The 20167-nt window shown below is 34.5% G+C and carries 27 protein-coding genes; 7 read left to right on the top strand and 20 right to left on the bottom strand.

The features are described from left to right. Positions 1 to 219: 219 nt before the first annotated feature. The 8 genes from ACFX4E_RS27255 to ACFX4E_RS27220 all read right to left on the bottom strand — a co-directional run bounded on the left by ACFX4E_RS27255 (position 220) and on the right by ACFX4E_RS27220 (position 6159). Complete coding sequence (locus tag ACFX4E_RS27255; protein WP_047751966.1) at positions 220 to 504, bottom strand: HesB/IscA family protein; 285 nt, start codon at positions 502 to 504, stop codon at positions 220 to 222. 34 nt (positions 505 to 538) lie between these two features. Further along, entirely contained in the window at positions 539 to 967 is a 429-nt protein-coding gene (locus tag ACFX4E_RS27250; protein ID WP_047751967.1) for a protein-tyrosine phosphatase family protein, read from the bottom strand. A gap of 64 nt (positions 968 to 1031) precedes the next feature. Further along, positions 1032 to 2804, bottom strand: a complete 1773-nt coding sequence (arsA, locus tag ACFX4E_RS27245) for an arsenical pump-driving ATPase (RefSeq protein WP_377259817.1) — start codon at positions 2802 to 2804, stop codon at positions 1032 to 1034. A 13-nt stretch (positions 2805 to 2817) separates the two neighbouring features. Beyond that, a complete protein-coding gene (gene arsD / locus ACFX4E_RS27240; protein ID WP_047751969.1) occupies positions 2818 to 3186 on the bottom strand; it encodes an arsenite efflux transporter metallochaperone ArsD in 369 nt (122 codons plus the stop codon). Positions 3187 to 3303: 117 nt separating this feature from the next. Then, positions 3304 to 3726 (bottom strand): arsenate reductase (thioredoxin), encoded by a 423-nt coding sequence (gene arsC, locus ACFX4E_RS27235; protein WP_047751970.1) that lies wholly within the window; start codon positions 3724 to 3726, stop codon positions 3304 to 3306. A gap of 23 nt (positions 3727 to 3749) precedes the next feature. Further along, positions 3750 to 5048 (bottom strand): arsenic transporter, encoded by a 1299-nt coding sequence (locus ACFX4E_RS27230; RefSeq protein ID WP_377259812.1) that lies wholly within the window; start codon positions 5046 to 5048, stop codon positions 3750 to 3752. 15 nt (positions 5049 to 5063) lie between these two features. Further along, the gene (locus tag ACFX4E_RS27225) at positions 5064 to 5414 is read right to left on the bottom strand and encodes an ArsR/SmtB family transcription factor (protein WP_195694661.1); all 351 of its coding nucleotides are present in this window, start codon (positions 5412 to 5414) and stop codon (positions 5064 to 5066) included. 256 nt (positions 5415 to 5670) lie between these two features. Further along, the gene (locus ACFX4E_RS27220; RefSeq protein ID WP_195694660.1) at positions 5671 to 6159 is read right to left on the bottom strand and encodes an arsinothricin resistance N-acetyltransferase ArsN1 family A; all 489 of its coding nucleotides are present in this window, start codon (positions 6157 to 6159) and stop codon (positions 5671 to 5673) included. A gap of 375 nt (positions 6160 to 6534) precedes the next feature. On the opposite strand from ACFX4E_RS27220, the gene ACFX4E_RS27215 reads away from it, so the two are divergent. Both ACFX4E_RS27215 and ACFX4E_RS27210 read left to right on the top strand, forming a co-directional pair. Next, positions 6535 to 6828 (top strand): ArsR/SmtB family transcription factor, encoded by a 294-nt coding sequence (locus ACFX4E_RS27215; RefSeq protein WP_195697079.1) that lies wholly within the window; start codon positions 6535 to 6537, stop codon positions 6826 to 6828. 79 nt (positions 6829 to 6907) lie between these two features. Next, positions 6908 to 7336, top strand: coding sequence for an ArsI/CadI family heavy metal resistance metalloenzyme (locus ACFX4E_RS27210; protein ID WP_047751976.1), 429 nt, complete (start codon positions 6908 to 6910; stop codon positions 7334 to 7336). A 91-nt stretch (positions 7337 to 7427) separates the two neighbouring features. Here ACFX4E_RS27210 and ACFX4E_RS27205 read toward each other — a convergent pair whose 3' ends face one another. The 5 genes from ACFX4E_RS27205 to arsL form a co-directional block, all read right to left on the bottom strand. Further along, entirely contained in the window at positions 7428 to 8570 is a 1143-nt protein-coding gene (locus ACFX4E_RS27205) for an inorganic phosphate transporter (RefSeq protein ID WP_377580050.1), read from the bottom strand. Positions 8571 to 8694: 124 nt separating this feature from the next. Then, complete coding sequence (vcpD, locus tag ACFX4E_RS27200; protein WP_047751978.1) at positions 8695 to 9078, bottom strand: ArsD-related vicinal cysteine protein VcpD; 384 nt, start codon at positions 9076 to 9078, stop codon at positions 8695 to 8697. A 13-nt stretch (positions 9079 to 9091) separates the two neighbouring features. After that, on the bottom strand, positions 9092 to 10201 hold the full coding sequence (locus tag ACFX4E_RS27195; RefSeq protein WP_116516813.1) for a GTP-binding protein: 1110 nt from the start codon (positions 10199 to 10201) through the stop codon (positions 9092 to 9094). Between the two features lie 19 nt (positions 10202 to 10220). Beyond that, positions 10221 to 10940 carry an aquaporin gene (locus tag ACFX4E_RS27190; RefSeq protein WP_243405974.1) on the bottom strand — a complete coding sequence of 240 codons (720 nt, stop codon included), beginning with the start codon at positions 10938 to 10940 and terminating at the stop codon, positions 10221 to 10223. A gap of 13 nt (positions 10941 to 10953) precedes the next feature. Then, positions 10954 to 12228, bottom strand: coding sequence for an arsinothricin biosynthesis radical SAM protein ArsL (gene arsL / locus ACFX4E_RS27185; protein WP_377259805.1), 1275 nt, complete (start codon positions 12226 to 12228; stop codon positions 10954 to 10956). 580 nt (positions 12229 to 12808) lie between these two features. Between arsL and ACFX4E_RS27180 the strand changes: the two genes are divergently transcribed. Then, positions 12809 to 14062 (top strand): helix-turn-helix domain-containing protein, encoded by a 1254-nt coding sequence (locus tag ACFX4E_RS27180; RefSeq protein ID WP_377259802.1) that lies wholly within the window; start codon positions 12809 to 12811, stop codon positions 14060 to 14062. Positions 14063 to 14078: 16 nt separating this feature from the next. Here the strand turns inward: ACFX4E_RS27180 and ACFX4E_RS27175 are convergent, their stop codons facing one another. The 3 genes from ACFX4E_RS27175 to ACFX4E_RS27165 are packed head-to-tail and all read right to left on the bottom strand — an operon-like array spanning position 14079 to position 15900. Next, positions 14079 to 14369 (bottom strand): ArsR/SmtB family transcription factor, encoded by a 291-nt coding sequence (locus ACFX4E_RS27175; protein ID WP_221816174.1) that lies wholly within the window; start codon positions 14367 to 14369, stop codon positions 14079 to 14081. Positions 14370 to 14371: 2 nt separating this feature from the next. Next, a complete protein-coding gene (locus tag ACFX4E_RS27170; protein WP_377259799.1) occupies positions 14372 to 15595 on the bottom strand; it encodes an ATP-grasp domain-containing protein in 1224 nt (407 codons plus the stop codon). Positions 15596 to 15606: 11 nt separating this feature from the next. Further along, the gene (locus ACFX4E_RS27165) at positions 15607 to 15900 is read right to left on the bottom strand and encodes a carboxymuconolactone decarboxylase family protein (protein ID WP_377259797.1); all 294 of its coding nucleotides are present in this window, start codon (positions 15898 to 15900) and stop codon (positions 15607 to 15609) included. Between the two features lie 200 nt (positions 15901 to 16100). Between ACFX4E_RS27165 and ACFX4E_RS27160 the strand changes: the two genes are divergently transcribed. The 4 genes from ACFX4E_RS27160 (at position 16101) to ACFX4E_RS27145 (ending at position 18230) form a co-directional block, all read left to right on the top strand. After that, the gene (locus ACFX4E_RS27160; protein ID WP_116516819.1) at positions 16101 to 16553 is read left to right on the top strand and encodes a MarR family winged helix-turn-helix transcriptional regulator; all 453 of its coding nucleotides are present in this window, start codon (positions 16101 to 16103) and stop codon (positions 16551 to 16553) included. Between the two features lie 90 nt (positions 16554 to 16643). Then, positions 16644 to 17546 carry a permease gene (locus ACFX4E_RS27155; RefSeq protein WP_230932183.1) on the top strand — a complete coding sequence of 301 codons (903 nt, stop codon included), beginning with the start codon at positions 16644 to 16646 and terminating at the stop codon, positions 17544 to 17546. Positions 17547 to 17561: 15 nt separating this feature from the next. After that, positions 17562 to 17696, top strand: coding sequence for a hypothetical protein (locus ACFX4E_RS27150; RefSeq protein WP_279400986.1), 135 nt, complete (start codon positions 17562 to 17564; stop codon positions 17694 to 17696). A 357-nt stretch (positions 17697 to 18053) separates the two neighbouring features. Beyond that, positions 18054 to 18230, top strand: coding sequence for a hypothetical protein (locus ACFX4E_RS27145; protein ID WP_155404213.1), 177 nt, complete (start codon positions 18054 to 18056; stop codon positions 18228 to 18230). A 124-nt stretch (positions 18231 to 18354) separates the two neighbouring features. Here ACFX4E_RS27145 and ACFX4E_RS27140 read toward each other — a convergent pair whose 3' ends face one another. The 4 genes from ACFX4E_RS27140 to ACFX4E_RS27125 all read right to left on the bottom strand — a co-directional run bounded on the left by ACFX4E_RS27140 (position 18355) and on the right by ACFX4E_RS27125 (position 19512). Continuing rightward, positions 18355 to 18531, bottom strand: a complete 177-nt coding sequence (locus ACFX4E_RS27140) for a DUF8096 family protein (protein WP_483879952.1) — start codon at positions 18529 to 18531, stop codon at positions 18355 to 18357. 73 nt (positions 18532 to 18604) lie between these two features. Continuing rightward, on the bottom strand, positions 18605 to 18754 hold the full coding sequence (locus ACFX4E_RS27135; RefSeq protein WP_377259790.1) for a hypothetical protein: 150 nt from the start codon (positions 18752 to 18754) through the stop codon (positions 18605 to 18607). A gap of 115 nt (positions 18755 to 18869) precedes the next feature. Continuing rightward, positions 18870 to 19130: a YolD-like family protein gene (locus ACFX4E_RS27130; RefSeq protein ID WP_377259787.1), complete on the bottom strand. Its 261-nt coding sequence runs from the start codon at positions 19128 to 19130 to the stop codon at positions 18870 to 18872. A 13-nt stretch (positions 19131 to 19143) separates the two neighbouring features. Continuing rightward, a complete protein-coding gene (locus ACFX4E_RS27125) occupies positions 19144 to 19512 on the bottom strand; it encodes a DinB/UmuC family translesion DNA polymerase (protein ID WP_377259784.1) in 369 nt (122 codons plus the stop codon). Positions 19513 to 20167: the final 655 nt, after the last annotated feature.

Here is a 20167-nt window from a genome sequence, read left to right as displayed (position 1 = left end):
TTGGAACGTGGCTTAGTCGCGTATATTTTTCATCAACTGAATGGGAGATCTAAAGTTGTATCAAAAATTGAAGTAGAACGTAATGAGAATCACTGGCAGCATAACGAATTGTATCTTCTAGGTCCTAAAAAGAAGTAAACAAAGGTAAATAAAAAAGAGAAGATTTTAACCTTCTCTTTTTACCACATATATTCTACAGTTTTAAAGTTAATTATTTAATTAACAACAGCTGTTATCCATTCCTACCAAAACAAATCCTGCACCTTGAGGACCTTCTTGAACATCAAGTGTAAGCCCTTGAGTTGTAGATAGTACTGTATTTTCAATAGCTACTTGAATACCGTTAATTTCTTGGACTGTATCATCCTCAGTAGGTTCGTCTAATGATAAACCGACTTGAGGTCCACAGCATCCAGCACCTTCAGAGTAAAAACGAATGCCTTTAGCTCCTTGTTCAGCGAATACATCTTCTAACATCTTTTTAGCTCCATCTGTGATATTCATCTAATCTCTCCCTATCTTCAATTATATTTATTGGTTAAGCTTCTGGAAATAAACGTTGAAGTGAAGCTTTCATTTCAGGTTTTACATTAATTTTAGCACGAGCTGCTTTTGCTTTTTCTTCGGCTTCTGCAATGGAATCAGCTTCTCCAAGTGCTAACAGAGTTCCAATTGCAATCGTACCAGTACGATTACTTCCTCCTGCACAATGGAAGTAAATCTTCTTCCCTTCCTTGTACGATTTTATTACTTCATTAATTGCATTTTCAATAGATTCATCTTGGTTTTCTGCATCATCTACAATTGGCGTATGAACACGTACTTCTGGAGCATCATGTTCTAATGATTCTGCACGTAAGTCATAAATCACATCTACTTTATCATTTTTCATTATTTCTTTTACATCAGCTGCACCACCAATAAAAATACGATTGTCAATTAATGATTGATAATTTTTGTTATTCATGTTGTCCACCTCTATAATTTTAATGTCTGAATCATTATTAAAACAGGTTACTTCCCACTTTGAATTATTGAATATACTCTTTGACTTTTTCGTAACCGATTTTCTCTTCTGGTTGCCAGGGAATAATAGCACAATTAGATGTTAATTCATTCTTTATTTTCTTAATCCATGCTTTTTCAGCTTGTGATCTTCCCTTTAAAATAGCATCCTTTGTATCTGTTGCGTACAGACTTTGGTTGATAACCCACCATTTTGGCGTAATTTCAGCACGTTTCAAGTCTTCCTGAAGACGATTCGCTTCTAATACTGGCGTTGCTTCTGCAAGAGTTACAATAACTACACTCGTTTCTTTTGGATTACGTAAACGTGGCAGTAACGTTTTAACGCTTTCTGGAACCTCTCCTGTAGCTTTTTCCAATTCTCTATGATAAGACTCGCTAGCATCAAGTAAAAGCAACGTATGACCAGTTGGTGCTGTATCAATGACTACAATTTCATCATTTGACTTAGCTACCACATCCGCAAAAGCTCGAAACACAGCAATTTCTTCTGTACATGGTGAATTTAAGTCTTCTTGAATATAAGCAATGCCATCTTCATCAAGTTCCTCACTAGCTTTTGTAAGTACTTCTTTTTTATAAGCATCTACTTCAGCTTTAGGGTCAATTCGACTGATGCTTAGTAATTCCTTTGCTTCACTATTACTAAAAATAAAATCTAAATGGGCTGCAGGATCTGTGGTAGTTAAATGAACACGATGGCCTTTTTCAACTAGTCCTACTGCAATGGCAGATGCTACTGTTGTTTTACCAACACCGCCTTTACCCATTGTGAAAATAACTTTTGTTCCATTTTTAGAGAAGTCTTCTACAACATCTTTAAACTCGGTTAACTTTTCTGGAGAAAGCTCTACATTTTTAATTTCGGTTTCTGGTAATGTCTCTGATTTAAACAAACGACGTAAATAATTAATACCCGTTAAAGGGTAAGATACGTAAGGCACTGAATACATAACCATTTGTTGAAGTTCTTCTGGCACTTTCTTTAATGATTCTTGTTGTCGAGTATAAAAAGCAGTAGATATTTCATCGCCTTGTACATATTGACTCATTAACCCATTCACAATTAAGTTTTGATTTAAAATGCCAATATCTTTTAATTCTTTTGAAGCTCTATTTGCCTCTTCTAGAGAAGAAACATCGGGCCGAGCCACTAATATTAAAGTCGTCTGATCCGGATTTGATAAAGCTTCTACCGTTTTTGCGTATAAACCTCTCTTTTCATCTAGACCTGATAAAGGCCCTAAACAAGAAGCTCCATGTGTACTTTCATCTAAGAAACCAGTCCATGCACTTGGCAATTGTAACAAGCGAAGTGTATGCCCTGTTGGCGCTGTATCAAAAAGAATATAATCAAACTGGTTGACCATTTCTTCATTAGCAAGTAAATTTGTAAACTCATCAAATGCAGCAATCTCTACCGTACAAGCTCCAGATAATTGTTCTTCCATAGTAGAAACAACAGCATCAGGGAGTTTTCCACGATAAGGTCCTACGACTTTCTCACGGTATGTTTTTGCTGCTTCTTCAGGGTCCAGGTTACAAGCATATAAATTTTTCACCATCGGTATCTCAATTGGCTCGTTTCTCAAGTCAATTTCAAATACATCTTGTAAATTTGAAGCAGGATCTGTACTAACAATCAGTACTTTATGACCGTTATCTGCTAACGAAACAGCTACAGCACATGCTATGGATGTTTTGCCAACACCGCCTTTACCTGTAAAAAATAAAAAGGGTGTTTGAACCATTTTTTCGGGTTGAAAAGATTTGAACATTTCTTTTACCTCCCTATTTTGGATTATTAATATTTAATTTGATCGACATGCGTGGTTTTTCGCTCTTTAATTCTTCAGTTTTAACACCAAACCATTCAGCAAATTCTTCATTGGTTGGGTAGCTTCCAGTTTTCTCTACTTCACCATCCACTAATACCACTGGTAAAGCATCTGGACCTTTACTCATAAGAATCTTATTAACTGCTACTTGATCAACGAACTTATTTGGTTCGCTTGTTAAGTTATAACGTGTAATATCGAACCCTTTTTTCTCCAAGGCGAATACAGCTGAAGCCACCCTTGTTAATTCAGGATCAACACTAGGACCACAAACACCTGTTGAACAACACATAGCTGGATCAAAAATCTCTACTTTCTTCATAATTTCATCTCCCTTTATGTAGACTATACCTTTTTAAAAGTAGTTTATAATAATATACTTATATAAAAGATAAAGGATATGCCGAGAGAAACTCTCCCGGCTATTTAATTTTAATGATTATTTACCTGTTTCAGCAAAACGGTGAATACGCTCTCCGATTTCATCACGTACACGTTGGAAGAATGCCCATTTCTCTTCATCTGTTCCTTCTGCTTTTGCTGGATCATCAAATCCCCAGTGTTCACGTTTTACATGAGGAGGCGTTACTGGGCAGTGATCTGCTGCGTGACCACATAACGTGACGACTAAATCCGCATTATTTAAAATTTCAGGATCAATAACATCAGATGTTTGATTCGAAATATCAATGCCTGCTTCTTTCATCGCTTTGACAGCATTGGGGTTTAGCCCATGTGCTTCCAGACCTGCACTGCGTACATCCCATTCTTCATTATTTAGATGTTTTTTTGCCCAACCTTCTGCCATTTGGCTACGGCAAGAGTTACCTGTACATAAGAAATAAAGTGTTTTTTTAGACATGTGTCAAATCTCCTTTAGAAATGTTATGAAATAATAAGTAACCAAATATATAAACCAACAAGTGTAATAAACAGTGTTGGAATGGTTAAAATGATACCTGTTTTGAAATAGGTTCCCCATGAGATTTTCACGCCTTTTGTAGAAAGAACATGAAGCCATAAGAGTGTGGCAAGAGAACCGATTGGCGTGATTTTCGGACCTAAATCTGATCCAATAACATTGGCGTAAATAAGTGCTTCTTTAATCATTCCTGTTGTATGTGTTGCGTCTATCGCAAGGGCATCAATCATAACGGTTGGCATATTGTTCATGATGGATGAAAGAATGGCTGCAATAAAGCCCATGCCAATGGTTGCTGCAAACAGGCCTTGATCGGCTGTTGCTTGAATCACATCGGCTAGCACTTCTGTTAGACCAACATTACGTAAACCGTATACCACGACATACATACCGATGGAGAAAAAGACAATGGCCCACGGTGCTCCTTTTAATACTGTTTTTGTTTCCACTGCTGGACTTGTTCTTGCTATTCCTAAGAAGAAAACAGCAATAATTCCTGCAATGAGAGATACCGGAATATCGAAAAATTCACCAACAAAGTAACCAAGGACTAGAATAACGAGTACTATCCCAGATAATCGGAACATCTTTTCATCTTTAATCGCATCGACTGGTTTCTGTAAATCCGCAACATTGTACTTCTTAGGAATACTTTTGCGGAAGTATAGATATAAAACAATAATGCTTGAGAAGAGTGCGAACAAATCTGGCACAATCATACGTGATGCAAACTCAGAAAATCGAATACCAAAAAAATCAGCTGATACGATATTAACTAAGTTACTAACCACAAGTGGTAATGACGTTGTATCTGCAATAAATCCACTTGCAATTATAAATGGAAAGACCATTTTATCTTCAAACTTTAATGCGCGAACCATTGCCAGTACAATCGGCGTTAAAATTAAGGCTGCTCCATCATTCGCAAATAAGGCTGCAACAACGGCTCCAAGTAGCGAAACATATACAAACATACGAACACCATTGCCACCTGCAGCTCTTGCCATATGCAATGCTGCCCATTCAAAGAAACCAATTTCATCTAAAATTAAGGAAATAATAATAACTGCGATAAATGTGAGGGTCGCATTCCATACGATGCTTGTTACATCCAGAACATCTTGAAAATCAACGACTCCTGCCAGCAAAGCCAGGACGGCTCCCCCACAGGCTGACCAACCTATAGATAGGTTTTTAGGTTGCCAAATAACAAAAACTAATGTCACTAAAAAGATCAGTGACGCCAGGACAACTGATGTCAATTTTTAAACCTCCAATTACTCACAACAACTAATACGTAAGCCTTGTTTTTCTAATTCAGTTAAACGTTCATCTTGACTTGGTAATGAAGCAAGCAAACTGATTATAAAATCGTGATTTTCATGTGCTTCGTTAAGAGAATAAAAAATCCATTGTCCTTTTCGTTTTTCCTTCACTAAACCAATATCTTTTAACTTGCGTAAATGCTGACTAATGGATGGCTGACTAGCCTTGTAGATTTCTACTAATTCGCAAACACAGCATTCATTTGTTTGTAAAAGCTTCATCATTGATAGGCGCGTTTTATCACCCAACAATTTTAGAATTTGAGCTGCTTTTTCAATTTCAACTACTGTTTTCACACCCACGTACATACACCTCCTAGTTAACTAGAATTAATATATAATAATTTGCTTATATGTTTATGTGTATTAATATACTTGCTTTTTAAAACATTTACAACCCTTTTGATTAAATAATTTAGATCAGTCCCATCTTGTTATCATGCACCCATCTAACTGTTCACTTATATATAAAGAAATTTATGTAATAATTAACCTTCACATCAACTTCTACTTATATGTGAAAAATCCCCCAAGATTATTCCTTAGAGGATTTTACGAATTATTTAAGGATTTTCTCCATTGCCATCACATCTACATGCTGATCGTCTAATATTCCTTGTTCATAAAAAACGCCAACTTCTCGAAACCCCAAACTACGGTATAGTTTCTGACCTGCTTCATTAAAAGGAAAAGTCGAGAGAACTAGCTTATGAAAATTATTTTTCTTTGCGATAATTTCTAAGGTGTGCAATAAAGCTTTTCCAATCCCCTTTCCTCGACTCTCACGTTGAATATAGACGGATACATCAGCTACGCCATTATATGCACAACGATGAGAATAGGGATTTAAAGAAGCCCATCCGACTATTTCTCCTTCTCTTTCGGCCACAATAACCTCATACCGATCATTGCGATGATACAACCATTCTTTTATGTAAGGTAAATCCTTTACATCCTCCTCTAAAGTAGCAATTCTGTCTTCAATTCCTTCGTTATAAATACTTAAAACTTGTGGTAAATCCTCTTCTTTCATGATTCGAACATTCATAAAACTCCCCCTATCTTAAGTCTTTAATTATTATATCAATTTTTTTTGATGTATTAATTGATTTCTGTAATTTTTTTGATATGATTAATACATCAAGAAATTTTGATTCATTCAATGTGAGGTTAAAATATGAGAATTAACAATTCAGGAAACCTATCTGTAGAGTATTTTCATGCTTATTTCCGATTAGTCGTCAATACACAAAATATAGACAAAAACGAAGCTAAAACCCTTATATTCAAACGTTTTTTTCATGATGATCCAATGTTACGCGGAAAAACTACGTATACAAATTTTGAAAAAGCATACAATACATTTACCTATTAAATCAAAAAAAGTTGATTAAGGAGAAGAGTAATGGATACAGTAAAAGATATGAAGCAAACATTTGAACAATACGAACAAAAGTTTAAAGCTCTTGCGGATCAAAAAAGACTAGAAATTATGCATGAGCTTTGTCAACGAGGTCAAACATGTGTGTGTGATTTAACTGAATTCTTTGGTATATCCCAGTCAAAACTATCCTATCACTTGAAGATTTTATTGGATGCTAACTTGATTACAAAAGAAAAAAAGGGAACTTGGAATTACTATGATCTAAACAACGAAGAGCTAAATCATTTATTGTCTGAGGAGCTACGTTGTTTATTTAAAAATGAAAAAGGATAATTTTATCCTTATTTTTTACCGAATATATCAATTTTTTTTGATTTAACGTAGTGCTTATATTACTAAGGAGGAATTTTAAATGAAATATGTTCATGTAGGAATTAACGTAACGAATTTAGACCAATCGATTGAGTTCTATCAAAAGGTATTTGGCATAAAACCTGAGAAGATAAAAGAAGACTATGCGAAATTTCTATTAGATGAACCAGGACTTAACTTTACTCTAAACGTACGTGATGAGGTAAACGGGAACCAAGTCAACCACTTTGGATTCCAAGTTAATGATGCAGAAGAAGTAATTGCTCATAAAGAACGATTAGAGAAAGAAGGATTCTTTGCTCGTGAAGAGATGGATACAACTTGTTGTTATGCTGTTCAAGATAAATTTTGGGTAACAGATCCGGACGGAAATGAATGGGAATTCTTTTACACTAAAGCAAATAGTGATGTTCATAAAATTAGCTCCAATGTAGGGCCAAATGAAAAAGCCCCTAAAACTTGTTGTTAAATGAAAAGCCTGCCTCTTCAAGGAGACAGGCTTTTTTTGAATCTCTAACATGTTCTTCTACTTCGGAAATCGTATAAAGATATAATAGCTGTTAAAGGAGTAACTTTAGAATGTAGTAGAAGACCATTGCAATAATCCCGGCTCCTGGTAAAGTAACTACCCATGATAGAATAATTTCTTTAATAACTCCGAAATTCATTGCTTTTCGTCCATTCTTTAATCCAGCTCCAATAATAGAAGAAGTACTTACGTGGGTTGTAGAAGCTGGTAATCCAAATTGACTCGATGCCATAACTAATGAGGTGGTAGTGAACACTGCTGATAAGGAGCTATTTTCATCTAATTTGGTCACTTTTTTTGCTAACAATTCTGTGACTGGCAGCCCTTTAATTAAGCTCCCTAGGCTCATTGCTACCGTGACTAAAATGAAGAATGAAAATGGTAAGGTATTGCTTTGTTCTGAGGAACCATTTAACACTGAGACTAGTAAAGCAATGGCTACAATTTTTGGCGTATCATTGACTGATCGAACAAAACAAATTAAGCCACTAGATATCCACGCAATACCTTTTCCTACTTGGGGATTAATTTTAATTTTGTCTATAAATAAATTAAGTAACCAAGCTATACATAAACCTAATACAGGACTAAGAAGTAATGGTAAAACAAATTTACTTCCAAGATTCCCCCATAAAACACTAGATACCCCCTGTGAAATACATGCAACTAGAATGACTGCTCCGATAATGGCATGAGTTGTAGAAACAGGTAACGAGAATTTAGTGGCAAGTGCTACCCAAAGAGTTGCTCCTAAAGCCATAGCTAAAGCCATAATGCCTGTAAGTTGATAGTCTGGATTCATTAAACCTGCAGTAAATAAACCAACTAATTTAGAAGCAAGAAAAAAGGAACATACTCCTCCAATTGCTGTCATGATAACACCATATATAATAGCTGTTAACGCACTCGCATAGCCAGAAGCTACTAACGAGGACACACCTTTAGAAACATCGTTTCCTCCATTTTCTGCAGCTAACCATGCGACAACACATAACCCTATAAACGTTAAAAAGGAACTTGTAGGAACAATATTCATTAGTACAAAGAAGCTTGTCGTTACAATTGAGATGATTAAGCCTGTTAGAGGGTTCGTTCCAAAATTTAATTTCTTTCTTATCCTTGGTTGAATTACTATATCTTCACTTATCTTTTGATTTTGCATCTCTTTCTTCAATCCCCTTCATTATGATATAGTCTGTTACCTTTGAAGAATTTTATCTCTTTATTTAGAAGCCAATGTTTTATTTATATATAGGTCTTATTATGAATAAGGAGCCAGCAAGCTGGCTCCTTATCGCTTAGTTAATTTCTTTTATTACTAATTCTAGATGAGGTTTAGTTGCAAAGCTTATTAAGTTCCCGTTTACAACTACAGCTGGTGTTACATATTTAAGGATTGTATCCTCGCTTATATGCTGAAATCCTCTTTGTTTAATTAATTCGCTGAGTTTTTTCTGAGCCATTACGCGATCCATTGAAATATCATAATTATAAAGATGCACATTTACCGATTTATCAAAGTGCTCTTTTAATTGCTCTTTTAATTCCAGGCTTTCTTCATAAAAGCTTTGACTATCTTCACAGCAATCAGTTTCTACTTCCAAATTAGAATCTGTATCACAACAATCTCCTTGAACATTTGGTACACTTGGGAAAATTTCGATTAAATCGCTTGATTTCATTTATATCTCCTCCTTACATTACTTCGTATAAACGATGAACTGGTTTTGGTGGTAATGGACTAAAGCACTCATTGTATGTTTCAGTCCAATTCGTTCTAAATTCTTGATTTAAAGCTCCAATGGCATCTGCTACAACTAGATTTAAGATGGCTGGAGATGCTTCAATACGGATATTTAAAACAACTCTTAGTTGTTTTGCATTTTTGACATTTTCCTCCGTAAACGTTGGTTCATCGCCTGTATGAACCATACTCGCCTTTACATATCCATTTTCAAGTCCTACATGTACTTTTAAATGTGCAATGGCCATTTTTTCTCTTATAAAGTGGGCATTTAATTTATCTAGGAAGCTTTTAGCCCACTGACGTGGATCTACGTCTTGATCAGAGTTTAAATCACCCAAAATATTCATCCAAGCTAATTGAGCTTCTCCCTCTGCATAGCGTTCGTAATCGATATCAAGTACTTTATCTCCACCTAAATCTGTTGTTAACCAAGTTTCTGTCAGAACATCAAGGTTATCTCCTCTTTCTGCGGAAATTGTTTGAATGACCGTTTGTGGATAACGTTGTTGTAAATAGTTATATAATTTTTCAACTTCCTCAGAAGAATAGCGATCTAATTTGTTTAACGTAATGATATCTGCTTCAGCCAACTGTTTTTCAAAGATATAGCTGACTGATTGTGAAAAAGAAGGTCTTGTTTCATCTGTGGCATTTAACTCATGCATTAATCTAGCTGGATCTACAACAATTGTTAAAGGCGCAGTCTTAAATTGCTCTGAATAATACTGTTTTAAAGGCTGGATTACAGTAGCAGCTAAATCTGTACAACTTCCTACAGCTTCTGCAATGATGACATCTGGTTGTTTTTCCTCTAATAAACCAGTTAAATTCTCATATAAGTCTTCAAATTGACAGCAGAAACAACCGCCTGTTACTTCTTTTGTATCTAAACCATTTTTGCGAGCTAGCTCAGTATCAATTAACTCTTTCCCTTGGTCATTTGTTACAATGGCTACACGATAACCTTGCTCCTCAAGTTTTAAAGCAGAATTAATCATTGTAGTTGTCTTACCAGCTCCTAAAAATCCTCCAAGTAACACTAATTTTGCAGTTTTCATTTTCATTCCCCCTGATTATTTACTCTTCTTCATGAAGTATTTTATAAATGAAGGCAGCGCTAATGGCACCTAATACAGTGGCTATTAGGTAGATCCATAGCGTACTAACTGTACCTGATACGATTGCAGGTCCAAATGATCGAGCAGGATTCATTGAGGCCCCACTAATTGGACCACCAAACATGGCTTCTAAAGCTACAGTTGCTCCTATTGCCATGCCAGCAAATGCTTTGACTGCTTTACCATGTACAGCTGATGTTAAAATCACCATCATGAGTACAAATGTCATAACGAATTCTAAAATAAAGCTTTGGGTCCAAGAACCACTAGGCAGAGTAGCTCCCAAGTTCGCTACGTCCCCAAACATAAGTAATAACGTGAGGCTTGAGGCGGAGGCTGCGATTAATTGAGTGAAAAGGTATAGTGTAGCTTCTCTTTTGTTGATTTCACCAAGAAATAGAAAAGCGAGTGTGACTGCTGGATTGAAGTGAGCTCCTGAGATATGTCCAAATGAATAAATTAAAGCCAATACAACCAAACCAAATGTGAAGGCTACTCCAACATGAGTCAGACTCTTTGTAAGGGAGTCGACGACAATTGCTCCTGTCCCTGCAAAAACAAGAAAATAGGTTCCAATAAACTCTGCTATCAGTTTCTTCTTTGTTTCTGCGTAAGGGTCTATCTTTGGCAAGACATGCGTTTGGCCAACAGGAGCTGCTACCATAGATTTCTCAGCCACTAGTTATTCCTCCTTAACATTTCAAGCAGCATCGCTTAAAGATGCCCTCTTCAGCTGGTGTTAACATTTCAAAATAAAGCTCGTCCAATTGAGGATCTGGATGTTTCCAATCGTAGTGAAATTCATGTTCTTCTAAATCTAAGGCTTTAATAGAGTCTTTATTTAATAATGGGGAACCTTTATACAAATATAGTCTTGTTTCATATTGAATTGGATCTACTATATTTCCTAGTTGATTATCCTCTACAAAAGTTCTGAATGTCGTAAGGTCTTCAAATTTCGTCCACGGATTAAACATGATAAACGTTGGATTCAACTTGATATCAATCTCTCTTAAGTAGGCAATTGCTTCCTCAATATCTGAAACAGTAGTATCCTTAGCAACCGCATCAAGTACTTCTTCAGATGGGAATTCTAATGCTGAGGTAATAAATTTGACTCCTAGGTTCTTCATTTCTAAAAGAGTTTCTTTATTTTCTAAGATGTGATCTACGCGAGTGGTAAAATCATATGTTAAGTCAGGAAATTCTTCGTGAAGTTTACGTAAAATTTTGATTCCATGATATTTTGCATTAAAGAAATCTGCATCAATGAATGTAAGGTGAGTCATTCCCCCTGCAACTAAATTTCGAATATCTGTTAACACTATATCCTCTGGAACTAAAATGACTTTGCCGTCGTATGCTGCAAATACTGAACAGTATAAGCATTTGTGGTGACAGCCTCTTGCAATTTCAGTAGAGCCTACAACTTCTTCCGATCCTAAAATATGATTAATTTGCTTTTGAGGGTATTTATACAATGGTGGTAATAAATCTCGTGAAGGTATGTCTAGGTGATTACGTGCCATGTAAGGATGTATGGATTCTCCTTTTATCGCTTGCTCTGCACTTAATAAGCCTGGGATATTTTCTTGTACATCGCCAGAAAGATGTTTAGCTAATAGGGTTAATGGGTGCTCCCACTCCCCACAAATACAGGAGTTACTATACTTTCCAGCTAAACGATTAGCGTTAATCGTGGCATGTTGTCCAAAAAAGGTTATGTGGGCTTCTGGGTTAAGATCTGCGACCTGTTTTGCGATCTCGATTCCAGCATGCACTGCATCAAATAACGGAACGGAAATTGCGATTAAATCTTTATCAGAAAACTTTTCTTCCACTATGCCTTCAACGTAAGTATCTAAAACTGAAACGTTAAAACCTGCTTTAATTAAAGGAGTGGCTGCTGTAGCAATAGTATTTGGTTGAAAGCCACCTTCAAAATTTGAAACTAGTAAAATATTCATTAATTAATCCCCCTAATTTCTTCTTATGGCCAAGCTGGATCTGTCATCATGATAATAGTAGCTGTTGCCATCGTAGCTTTCATAAACCACATCTTACGTTTCATTTTAATTTTAATTTCCTATTATTAGAGTATTTTTGAGTTCCTCTTAACACTTTATTTTACTTACTTATACTCGTGGCCAAACTGGGTCTGCCATCATGATAATAACGGCTGCTGCTATCGTAGCTTTCATAAACCAAGTCTTATACTTCAATTTCATCGCTCCCTAACATTTTTGAATATTCAAATTATTTTAATTAAGTTTCCCTAACTGTCATCATAAATACGGAAGTGTTAACCTTACTAACTAGTAATCTTCAAACTTTATCTTTATCTTCCTCCTTTTTCACACTATGTAACATCAGTTAACATTTTTAATAAGTTGTAAGTTTTGTTATAAATGTTAATTCATAAGTAAATAGTAATAGATGTGGAATTACTTGTCAACACATTTTGAACATTTAACAAACTGTTTACATTTTGTTCAAAAATGTTAATAATAGAGATAGGTAAATAAAGAAAAGATTGGGGTAGTTTTTATGTTAGGACAGCGCATAAAAGAATTAAGAAAAGAATCAAAGTTAACGCAGCAAGATTTATCAGAGGGCATCATTACTAGAAGCTATCTAAGCCAGATCGAAAAAGGCCTTGTTCAGCCTTCATTTGATGTATTAGAAAAGTTAAGCGAGAAACTAGATTGTACAGTCGATGATTTCTTTAAAACTATAGAAAATAAAGATTTACTTTTATCCCAAGTAAAAAAAGAAATAAAAACTGCAGAAAACCAAGTAAATGCGAATTCATTTGATAAAGTTGAAGCATTTATTCAAAATAAAGAATATTTGTCCCGGAACGATTTAAATGAATATGACAAAGGTATTTTAATGTGGATACATGGAAAGTATTACGAGCATAAAAAAGACTATAACCACGCCATTACTTTCTTTGAAAAGAGTTTTTCAAAGCTTGAAAAAGGTAAACATACGAATGAAATGCTTCGTTCTTTAGATTCTCTTGGCTCTAGCCATAGCCAGGTTAATAATAATGAAAAAGCACTTCATATTCTAAATAAGGCTTATCGTATTATGATTTATGATCAAATTAGTGGAATGATAAGAATATCCATCTTGGTTAATTTAGGGGTTGTTCACGGTAAATTAAAGGAATTTTATTCTGCCATTAATTTTTTAGAAGAAGCAAGGGACTTAAATGACAGTCTAGGCACCTTTTATAAATCAGGAGAAATTTTTATGGCTCTGGGAATTTGTAATATGGAGTTAAAACGTTATAAAGATGCCAAAGGTTCTTATGAACGGGCTCTTAAATACTTTAAACTTAGTGAAAATAAATACCATGAGGCCGGTACCTATACCAACCTAGGAATTTTATTTTCTTACCAAGAAGACTATTATCAAGCTGAACTTGATTTGAGAACAGCTATAAACATTTATAAGAATTTGAATGCAGAAGAAGCGAGAATTATGAACGCGCAGGTAGAGCTTGCAAGAGTGTACTATTTACAAGAAGAATATGTAAAGGCTTCTTCTATATGTGAAGACATTATAGGTATAAATGATGTTAATAAACATAAGGCACAAGCATTTGAACTTTTAGGAGATATTAATTGTAAATTATCTAATACAGAAGAATCATTAAGAAATTATAGTGAAGCAAAAAGAATTTTAGTAGAACAATCTATGCCCTGTGATTATGTCTGTAAAAAGGTGGCTGATGTTTACTTCCAGTTAGGAGACTTCCAAAAAGCTGCAGATTCCTACAAAGAATGCTTTTAATACAAAAAACAGTGAGTTACTCTGACTCACTGTTTTTTATGATTTCTTGGTAGATAGTTGGCGATAAGATACGTTTAACTTCTTTCTCATCTACTTTATAGTAACACCAGGTTCCTCTTTCACAACGTATAAGTATTCCTGCTTCAACTAATAATTTTAAATGATAGGATAACTTAGATTGAGAAATTTGAAATTTATCCTGCAAATCGGATACACATAACTCCTTACAACAGGAAATTTCCTGTAAAAGTGCAAGTCTAGTCTTATCACTAAGCGCTTTAAATTTACTTTCAACACCTGTAAGCATAATTAAATCTCCAATGGGTTCTTAATTGTTATAGATAATTCTTTTTCTACAGAATCGGCTTTACTACATGAAGGACTCTGCTCATCTCCATAGACAATAAAATAACCCAAACGATTAAAATTACTTTCGGTTCGTTGGACTGATTCACCATTGTTAACATACCACTTCTGTTCTTTTATAGAAGCAGATTGGAACTGTTCATCGAAGTACACTTTCCCTTCCTGATTTGCTAACAAGAATCGAATGGAGGCAGAAGAAACAGTAGATGAAGACAAATCTATGGAATCAATTCCTTTGCCTAAGGTAACAAGGAAAGCTAAAGCTTTAAGATCTACTCCAGTGACTGCTTTTACCAGGTGTGGAATCTCATCGCCTCCAGGTCTAGCGTTTACTTCCACTATTCTTGGACCCTTCTCTGTTAATTTGACTTCAGTATGAGTAACAGCAAAATCCACATCTAAAGCAGCTAAGCTTTGTTCTACTAGCCTTTTAATTTCATTCTCTTCATTAGTATTTAAGTTTGCAGGGAAATCATGTCCTACTTCAATAGAAAGAGGATATGGAGTTACAAGTTTCTTTGTAATTCCAATAATAGTAGTTTGGCCATTAACCGTTACAGACTCAATACTAAACTCCGGTCCATCTAAAAACTCTTCAATAAGTATGTCTGAATCAATGGTTTGGCCCACAATATTTTTCTTGCTTTTCACAATATGTTTAATAGCTGTTGTTATTTCTGATTCGTTCTTACATAAGTAAACATTTTTACTTCCTGAATCATTAGAAGGTTTAACAATAAGGGGAAACTCCATGCCTTGAAGTTGGAATTCCAAGTTACTGTCTGAAGTAACAAGACGATATTGGACCTCTCCTACACCAGCTTCATTTAATTTTTGCCTAGCCATTTTTTTATTTCTACATCTTAAACTAGCTTCGTAAGGTAGTTGATACTTTAATTGCAGCATTTCACTTATCTTAGATGCCAAGGGAATTCTATACTCATTCATGGTAAAAACTGAAATGACCTCTAGCTGATTAGTTAGTTGGAGACACTTTTCTAACACAGCTTCTTCGTCATTTAAATCAATTTCAACAGGTATATCCACATCAAAAATTTCATCAAATGAAATCTCTTTTCTTAATAAAATGATTTTATAGCCCTTCTCCTTTACTAATTGAACTTCATTATCCCTAGGACTCACTAAAATAACATATTGATTCTCCATAGATTGACTCCTTATTGGCAGCATGTAGAAGATGTTTTACTTTCTACCCTTACCTCGACTTGATCCCTTAACTTTTGAGCATTCACAGCAATCGCGATACCCGTTATTTGACCGATTTCTTCCTTGGTAAAACCTAATTGTTTAGCTGTTAGAACTGCGTTCTTCAACGTATCCTGATCGTTTAATAAAGTAGCTGAAGTTAAAATAGCTACAACTTTCTCTCTTTCTGGAAGTGTGCCCCCTTCGACTGCTTCCGTAAAGAAAGTATCAAAACAAGAATTTAATTTTTGATTTAAAGCTAACATGTATTTAACACTCCTTTTAACTTTATTAACATTTTTATATTTTTTATTAAAATGTTTTATTTTGTTAATTAAATAATATAATCTATTTCAACACCCGTCAATAAAAAATTCTGAAAAAAATGTCAATTTAATCATTGACAATTGAAATAGTTGTATTTTACAATTGTTTCAACAAGCAAATAAGGTGTGGTGAAAAGAATATGAACAACGTAGAAGTGGGAAAAGAATCTCATCAATTTCGTCAAATGCTTCAAATCCTAATTAGACGCTTTGGTTTACTCGAAAAAGAAGGTGCGCAATGTTGTGGGGTTTCTTTAGTACAGAGTCATATATTATTTGAAGTGGAGCGCACAAAAACCCCATCTTTAAATGAACTATCTTCTTCTTTAGGGTTGGATAACAGTACATTAAGTCGTCACATTCAAGGATTGGTAGAACGTAACTTAGTAAGTCGTATACAATCCCCTACTGATCGTAGATATGTAACCATTACGCTTACTCCTGAAGGTGAGCAATATGAAGATGAGATTGCTAAACAGATGAATATATATATTCAAGAAATCCTTTCTAACGTACCAGAAAATAAACGTGGTCAAGTTTTAGAAAGTATTGATTTAATTTTAGGGGCTATGAAAAACAGCAGTTGCTGTTAATGCCTCTTTTTCTAAAAGTAATAGTTGTATTTTGCAACTATTGTAAATATACATAGTTTCGAAATTTAAATGAATTAGGAGGAATGCTTTATGCCAGATTTAGTAACCAAAGTATTATTGGAGTTTCTATCTTTAAGTAAGAACTTATTAGTTTTATTCCTTGGTATTTCTTTTTTCATTAGTTTTATTCAAGCCTATGTTCCTTTTGAAAAAGTAGAGAAATGGATGGGTAGTAAAAACCCTTTCCTAGGAAACTTAGCAGGTGCACTACTTGGTTTTATAACACCGTTCTGTTCATGTTCTACTATTCCCTTACTAGTAACTATGCTCAATCGTAATGTTCCTTTCCAAACAGTAATGACATATTTATTTACTTCACCGTTATTGGATCCTTGGATTTTAGGGTTAATGGCTTATATCTATGGAGTAAAGGTAACAGCTATTTATACCGTTACAACTTTTGTATTCTCTATGATTATTGGATGGTATTTAAATAAGAAAAACTATAAAGAGCAAGTTAAGAAAGTCATGATTAAAGGAAATCTCCCAGAGCAAGATGAACGCCGCAGAAAAGATCTTGTTTTAAACATTAAGGAATCCATTAAGGAAACTATAGATTTAATTCGTTCAGTTCTCGTATATATATTAATTGGTGCATTCGTAGGAGCAATTATTAAAGAGGCAGTGCCAACTAATTTCCTAACATTTATTTCTGATCAGAACCAATGGTGGGTTATCCCATTAGCAGCTATTATTGGAGTTCCATTATACATTCGTCTATCAACGATGTTACCAATTGCTCAAGCTTTACTTGTTAATGGATTCCCTATTGCTCCGACTATGGCATTGCTAATAGGAGGTGCTGGTGCAAGTTTACCTGAAATCATTATGTTGAAGAGTATTTTCCATAAGAAATTGGTAAGTGCATTTGTTGTATCAGTGTTTTTGATGGCAACTGTTTCAGGCTATTTATTCTTAGTATTAGAACTTTAATGGAGGCGAAGAAAAATGGGATTAATGTCAATTTTTAAAGGAAATAAGAAAGAAAAAGATTGCTGCACTATCGAGATTGTAGAGATAAAAGAAGAAAAGAGCACTTGTTGCTCAAGTGAAGCTAATAAGGAGCAAAAGAAAGAAGCTTAAAAAGGAGTGAGTAATTATGATGTATGAACTAGAATTTATACTCATGCAAGAACAACGTGCGATGAATTATGTATCTCGTCAACAGAGACATGATACTAATTCATTAGCTAAAGAGAAGTATCTTTCAAAAATAAAAGGTATTATATCCAGAAATTCCAATGTCACAAAGTCTAATTCTCAATGTTGTGTACCATGTTGCTAACACTATAAATAACAGACAATTTAAAATATTAAGTACAATAAAGGTAAAACAATGGTATATTGGGAGATAAAACTACCTAATGAGTTATAAGTGGGGAGGTTTTATCTTCCTTTTTTATTTCTTTGTTTCTTAAAAATAAGACGAGGAGGATTTGTATGAATAATGTTGTTAATTTTTATGAGTTCAGAAGACATAGAAAAATCAAGAAGTTTTTTCGTTTCATTTTAGTAATAGGGATAATTCTTCTATTCTTTGTATTTACTTATCTTTTAATGGTAACAGGGACAAACCAACCGAAAGAGCTTCCTTCTTATATTGAGCCTAAACCATAATTGTTGAATGTCTAGCTTCCTCATTTAAACTCAAGCATCTTTAGTTAATCTTATTAAATACAAACAACAAGGCCCCTTCAAACTCTCAAGGGACCAGATGTTATATATTGAAACCACGTATTTTTTAGATACTCTTCTTCATTCCACATTCTCGACATTCACGTAAGAAAATGCCATCTTTTACAGAACTTTTGAAGTAAGCTGAGTTGCAATTATCACATCTGCCACTAACTTTATCCGGAAATTCAGCATAGTCATACACTTTATCTAGATCGATTTCTTGCTCTTTTATTTCTTCCAGGTTGATCACTCTTTTCTATTTGGCTTTCCTTAGACTAACACACTTACGTCCATATAGAAGGGCTATGTTAAAATTACTCTGTTTTTTCCACTAGTTGCATCTGAAAAATTTGCGTTTCTTGAATACCGGCTTTTTGGAGTTCCTGTTTAAAGGATTCTCCTTCTTTTAGTTTAATGATTCTCTTTGAACCGTCACGTAACGTGTATACTCTAAAATTGTACATGAATGTACCTCCACCAAAATAAGTGCTTCCTGTACACGATTTCTTCAGGAACTAAGCCAAACGAACATCAATGAGCGCACTTAACCTCATTTTGTTCTTTAACTCAAATACGTCATCAATGAAAATAAATAAATCTCCAAGCAAAGCAACAAACTGAATGAACCCTGTCTCTGTTATATCTCTTATAATATGTAAGATACACTGGTTTATTGGTATGTAAGGCCTCAATTAAGGTGAAATTCATCTGTTCCATTTGCTCTTCTGTTAAAACAGGTTGAGCTACTTCTGATTGCTTATCTATAATTTCCTTTAACCCTATGTATTGCTCTGGCAACGTAGCAAAAGGGAGCCATTTTTTCCTTTCTCTATATTCCATGTTCCTGTCCTCCTTACGCTTTGTGTCCTCCAAGTAAGCCATTTCGATAACGGGCTGTTGAATGCTCTAGATGGCTTGAAGCCCGCAGCAAACTATTCTTTCCATAACGCATTCGAAGCTCATCAATTGTTTTCGCAAGAGCATAGGCTCTTTCACGCTGTTCGATGTCCTCAAACAAGCTCATTTGCTCCTCTTCTTGAATACTTGTGTTGGATAAGTAAATGCCAATGGAGCGAATCGGCATGCCACTATCAAATGTATGTAGTATGGTTAAACAATATGGAAAGATATCTTGGCTTAAGTTTGAAGCTCTCCCCATTTTCTTTTGCCTAGAGAAGCCTCCACCTGTTTGTTTGCTATAGCCAATGGATATATGATGCACAATGGGAAAATGAACAAACAGTAACTTTTACATCTTCATATTTAGATAAGGAAGTAACCTTAATTTTAAAATAGGTAACCATTCCTTTACTTCCCCTTGTCATTTAAGTGAATAACAACTTAAAGATAGATTGATAAAAAGCCTGTATCTGCTTAGATACAGGCTTCTTCTTTTTGATTTTGAGTAAATTTGTTATAGGAAATACCTCAATAGGCTACAAAGCATAGAAGATAATTTTGTACCCTCTTCATTCCTTAAAACTTTGTATTTTTAAAGTAAACAAGAATCTAACTTATCCTAGGGCTAGAAAGATTTAAATTTTCAATAATATCTTATTTAAAATTTATATATTATTCCTTTTTATAGTTTTTTTGTCCTATAATTAAAGTAACGATGAAGGATTAAAAACATGTTATTTACATTATTAAATACCTATGCTTAATATTTCCTATCCTCTAACTCAAGTAATTTATTTTGTTTATGCATTTTCAAAAAATATTACCTAATGATTTCAACAAATAAAAGCTAAAGGGGGAATAAAGACTTTGTTAATTTTAGATAAGACAATAGGAGAATTATGGATTTGAGTCAATAATTTGGACACAAAAAAGTTAAGTCTTAAGCTGTTTTTTTTATTTGATCCTCAATTGCTTGA

Origin of the sequence: Priestia sp. YIM B13491 (assembly GCF_042787605.1) — a bacterium.
Classification (GTDB): Bacteria; Bacillota; Bacilli; order Bacillales; family Bacillaceae_H; genus Priestia; species Priestia megaterium_E.
This window is presented reverse-complemented; position numbering and strand designations above follow the sequence as displayed.

Coding starts and splice junctions, on each gene's coding strand:
- arsL (WP_377259805.1), bottom strand. CDS start 12,228: ATGAATATTTTACTAGTTTCAAATTTTGAAGGTGGCTTTCAACCAAAT.
- ACFX4E_RS27150 (WP_279400986.1), top strand. CDS start 17,562: ATGGGATTAATGTCAATTTTTAAAGGAAATAAGAAAGAAAAAGATTGC.
- ACFX4E_RS27220 (WP_195694660.1), bottom strand. CDS start 6,159: ATGAATGTTCGAATCATGAAAGAAGAGGATTTACCACAAGTTTTAAGT.
- ACFX4E_RS27165 (WP_377259797.1), bottom strand. CDS start 15,900: ATGTTAGCTTTAAATCAAAAATTAAATTCTTGTTTTGATACTTTCTTT.
- arsD (WP_047751969.1), bottom strand. CDS start 3,186: ATGAAGAAAGTAGAGATTTTTGATCCAGCTATGTGTTGTTCAACAGGT.
- ACFX4E_RS27170 (WP_377259799.1), bottom strand. CDS start 15,595: ATGGAGAATCAATATGTTATTTTAGTGAGTCCTAGGGATAATGAAGTT.
- ACFX4E_RS27175 (WP_221816174.1), bottom strand. CDS start 14,369: ATGCTTACAGGTGTTGAAAGTAAATTTAAAGCGCTTAGTGATAAGACT.
- ACFX4E_RS27195 (WP_116516813.1), bottom strand. CDS start 10,201: ATGAAAACTGCAAAATTAGTGTTACTTGGAGGATTTTTAGGAGCTGGT.
- ACFX4E_RS27255 (WP_047751966.1), bottom strand. CDS start 504: ATGAATATCACAGATGGAGCTAAAAAGATGTTAGAAGATGTATTCGCT.
- ACFX4E_RS27130 (WP_377259787.1), bottom strand. CDS start 19,130: ATGGAATATAGAGAAAGGAAAAAATGGCTCCCTTTTGCTACGTTGCCA.
- ACFX4E_RS27215 (WP_195697079.1), top strand. CDS start 6,535: ATGAAGCAAACATTTGAACAATACGAACAAAAGTTTAAAGCTCTTGCG.
- ACFX4E_RS27135 (WP_377259790.1), bottom strand. CDS start 18,754: ATGTACAATTTTAGAGTATACACGTTACGTGACGGTTCAAAGAGAATC.
- ACFX4E_RS27250 (WP_047751967.1), bottom strand. CDS start 967: ATGAATAACAAAAATTATCAATCATTAATTGACAATCGTATTTTTATT.
- vcpD (WP_047751978.1), bottom strand. CDS start 9,078: ATGAAATCAAGCGATTTAATCGAAATTTTCCCAAGTGTACCAAATGTT.
- arsA (WP_377259817.1), bottom strand. CDS start 2,804: ATGTTCAAATCTTTTCAACCCGAAAAAATGGTTCAAACACCCTTTTTA.
- arsC (WP_047751970.1), bottom strand. CDS start 3,726: ATGTCTAAAAAAACACTTTATTTCTTATGTACAGGTAACTCTTGCCGT.
- ACFX4E_RS27180 (WP_377259802.1), top strand. CDS start 12,809: ATGTTAGGACAGCGCATAAAAGAATTAAGAAAAGAATCAAAGTTAACG.
- ACFX4E_RS27160 (WP_116516819.1), top strand. CDS start 16,101: ATGAACAACGTAGAAGTGGGAAAAGAATCTCATCAATTTCGTCAAATG.
- ACFX4E_RS27145 (WP_155404213.1), top strand. CDS start 18,054: ATGAATAATGTTGTTAATTTTTATGAGTTCAGAAGACATAGAAAAATC.
- ACFX4E_RS27210 (WP_047751976.1), top strand. CDS start 6,908: ATGAAATATGTTCATGTAGGAATTAACGTAACGAATTTAGACCAATCG.
- ACFX4E_RS27155 (WP_230932183.1), top strand. CDS start 16,644: ATGCCAGATTTAGTAACCAAAGTATTATTGGAGTTTCTATCTTTAAGT.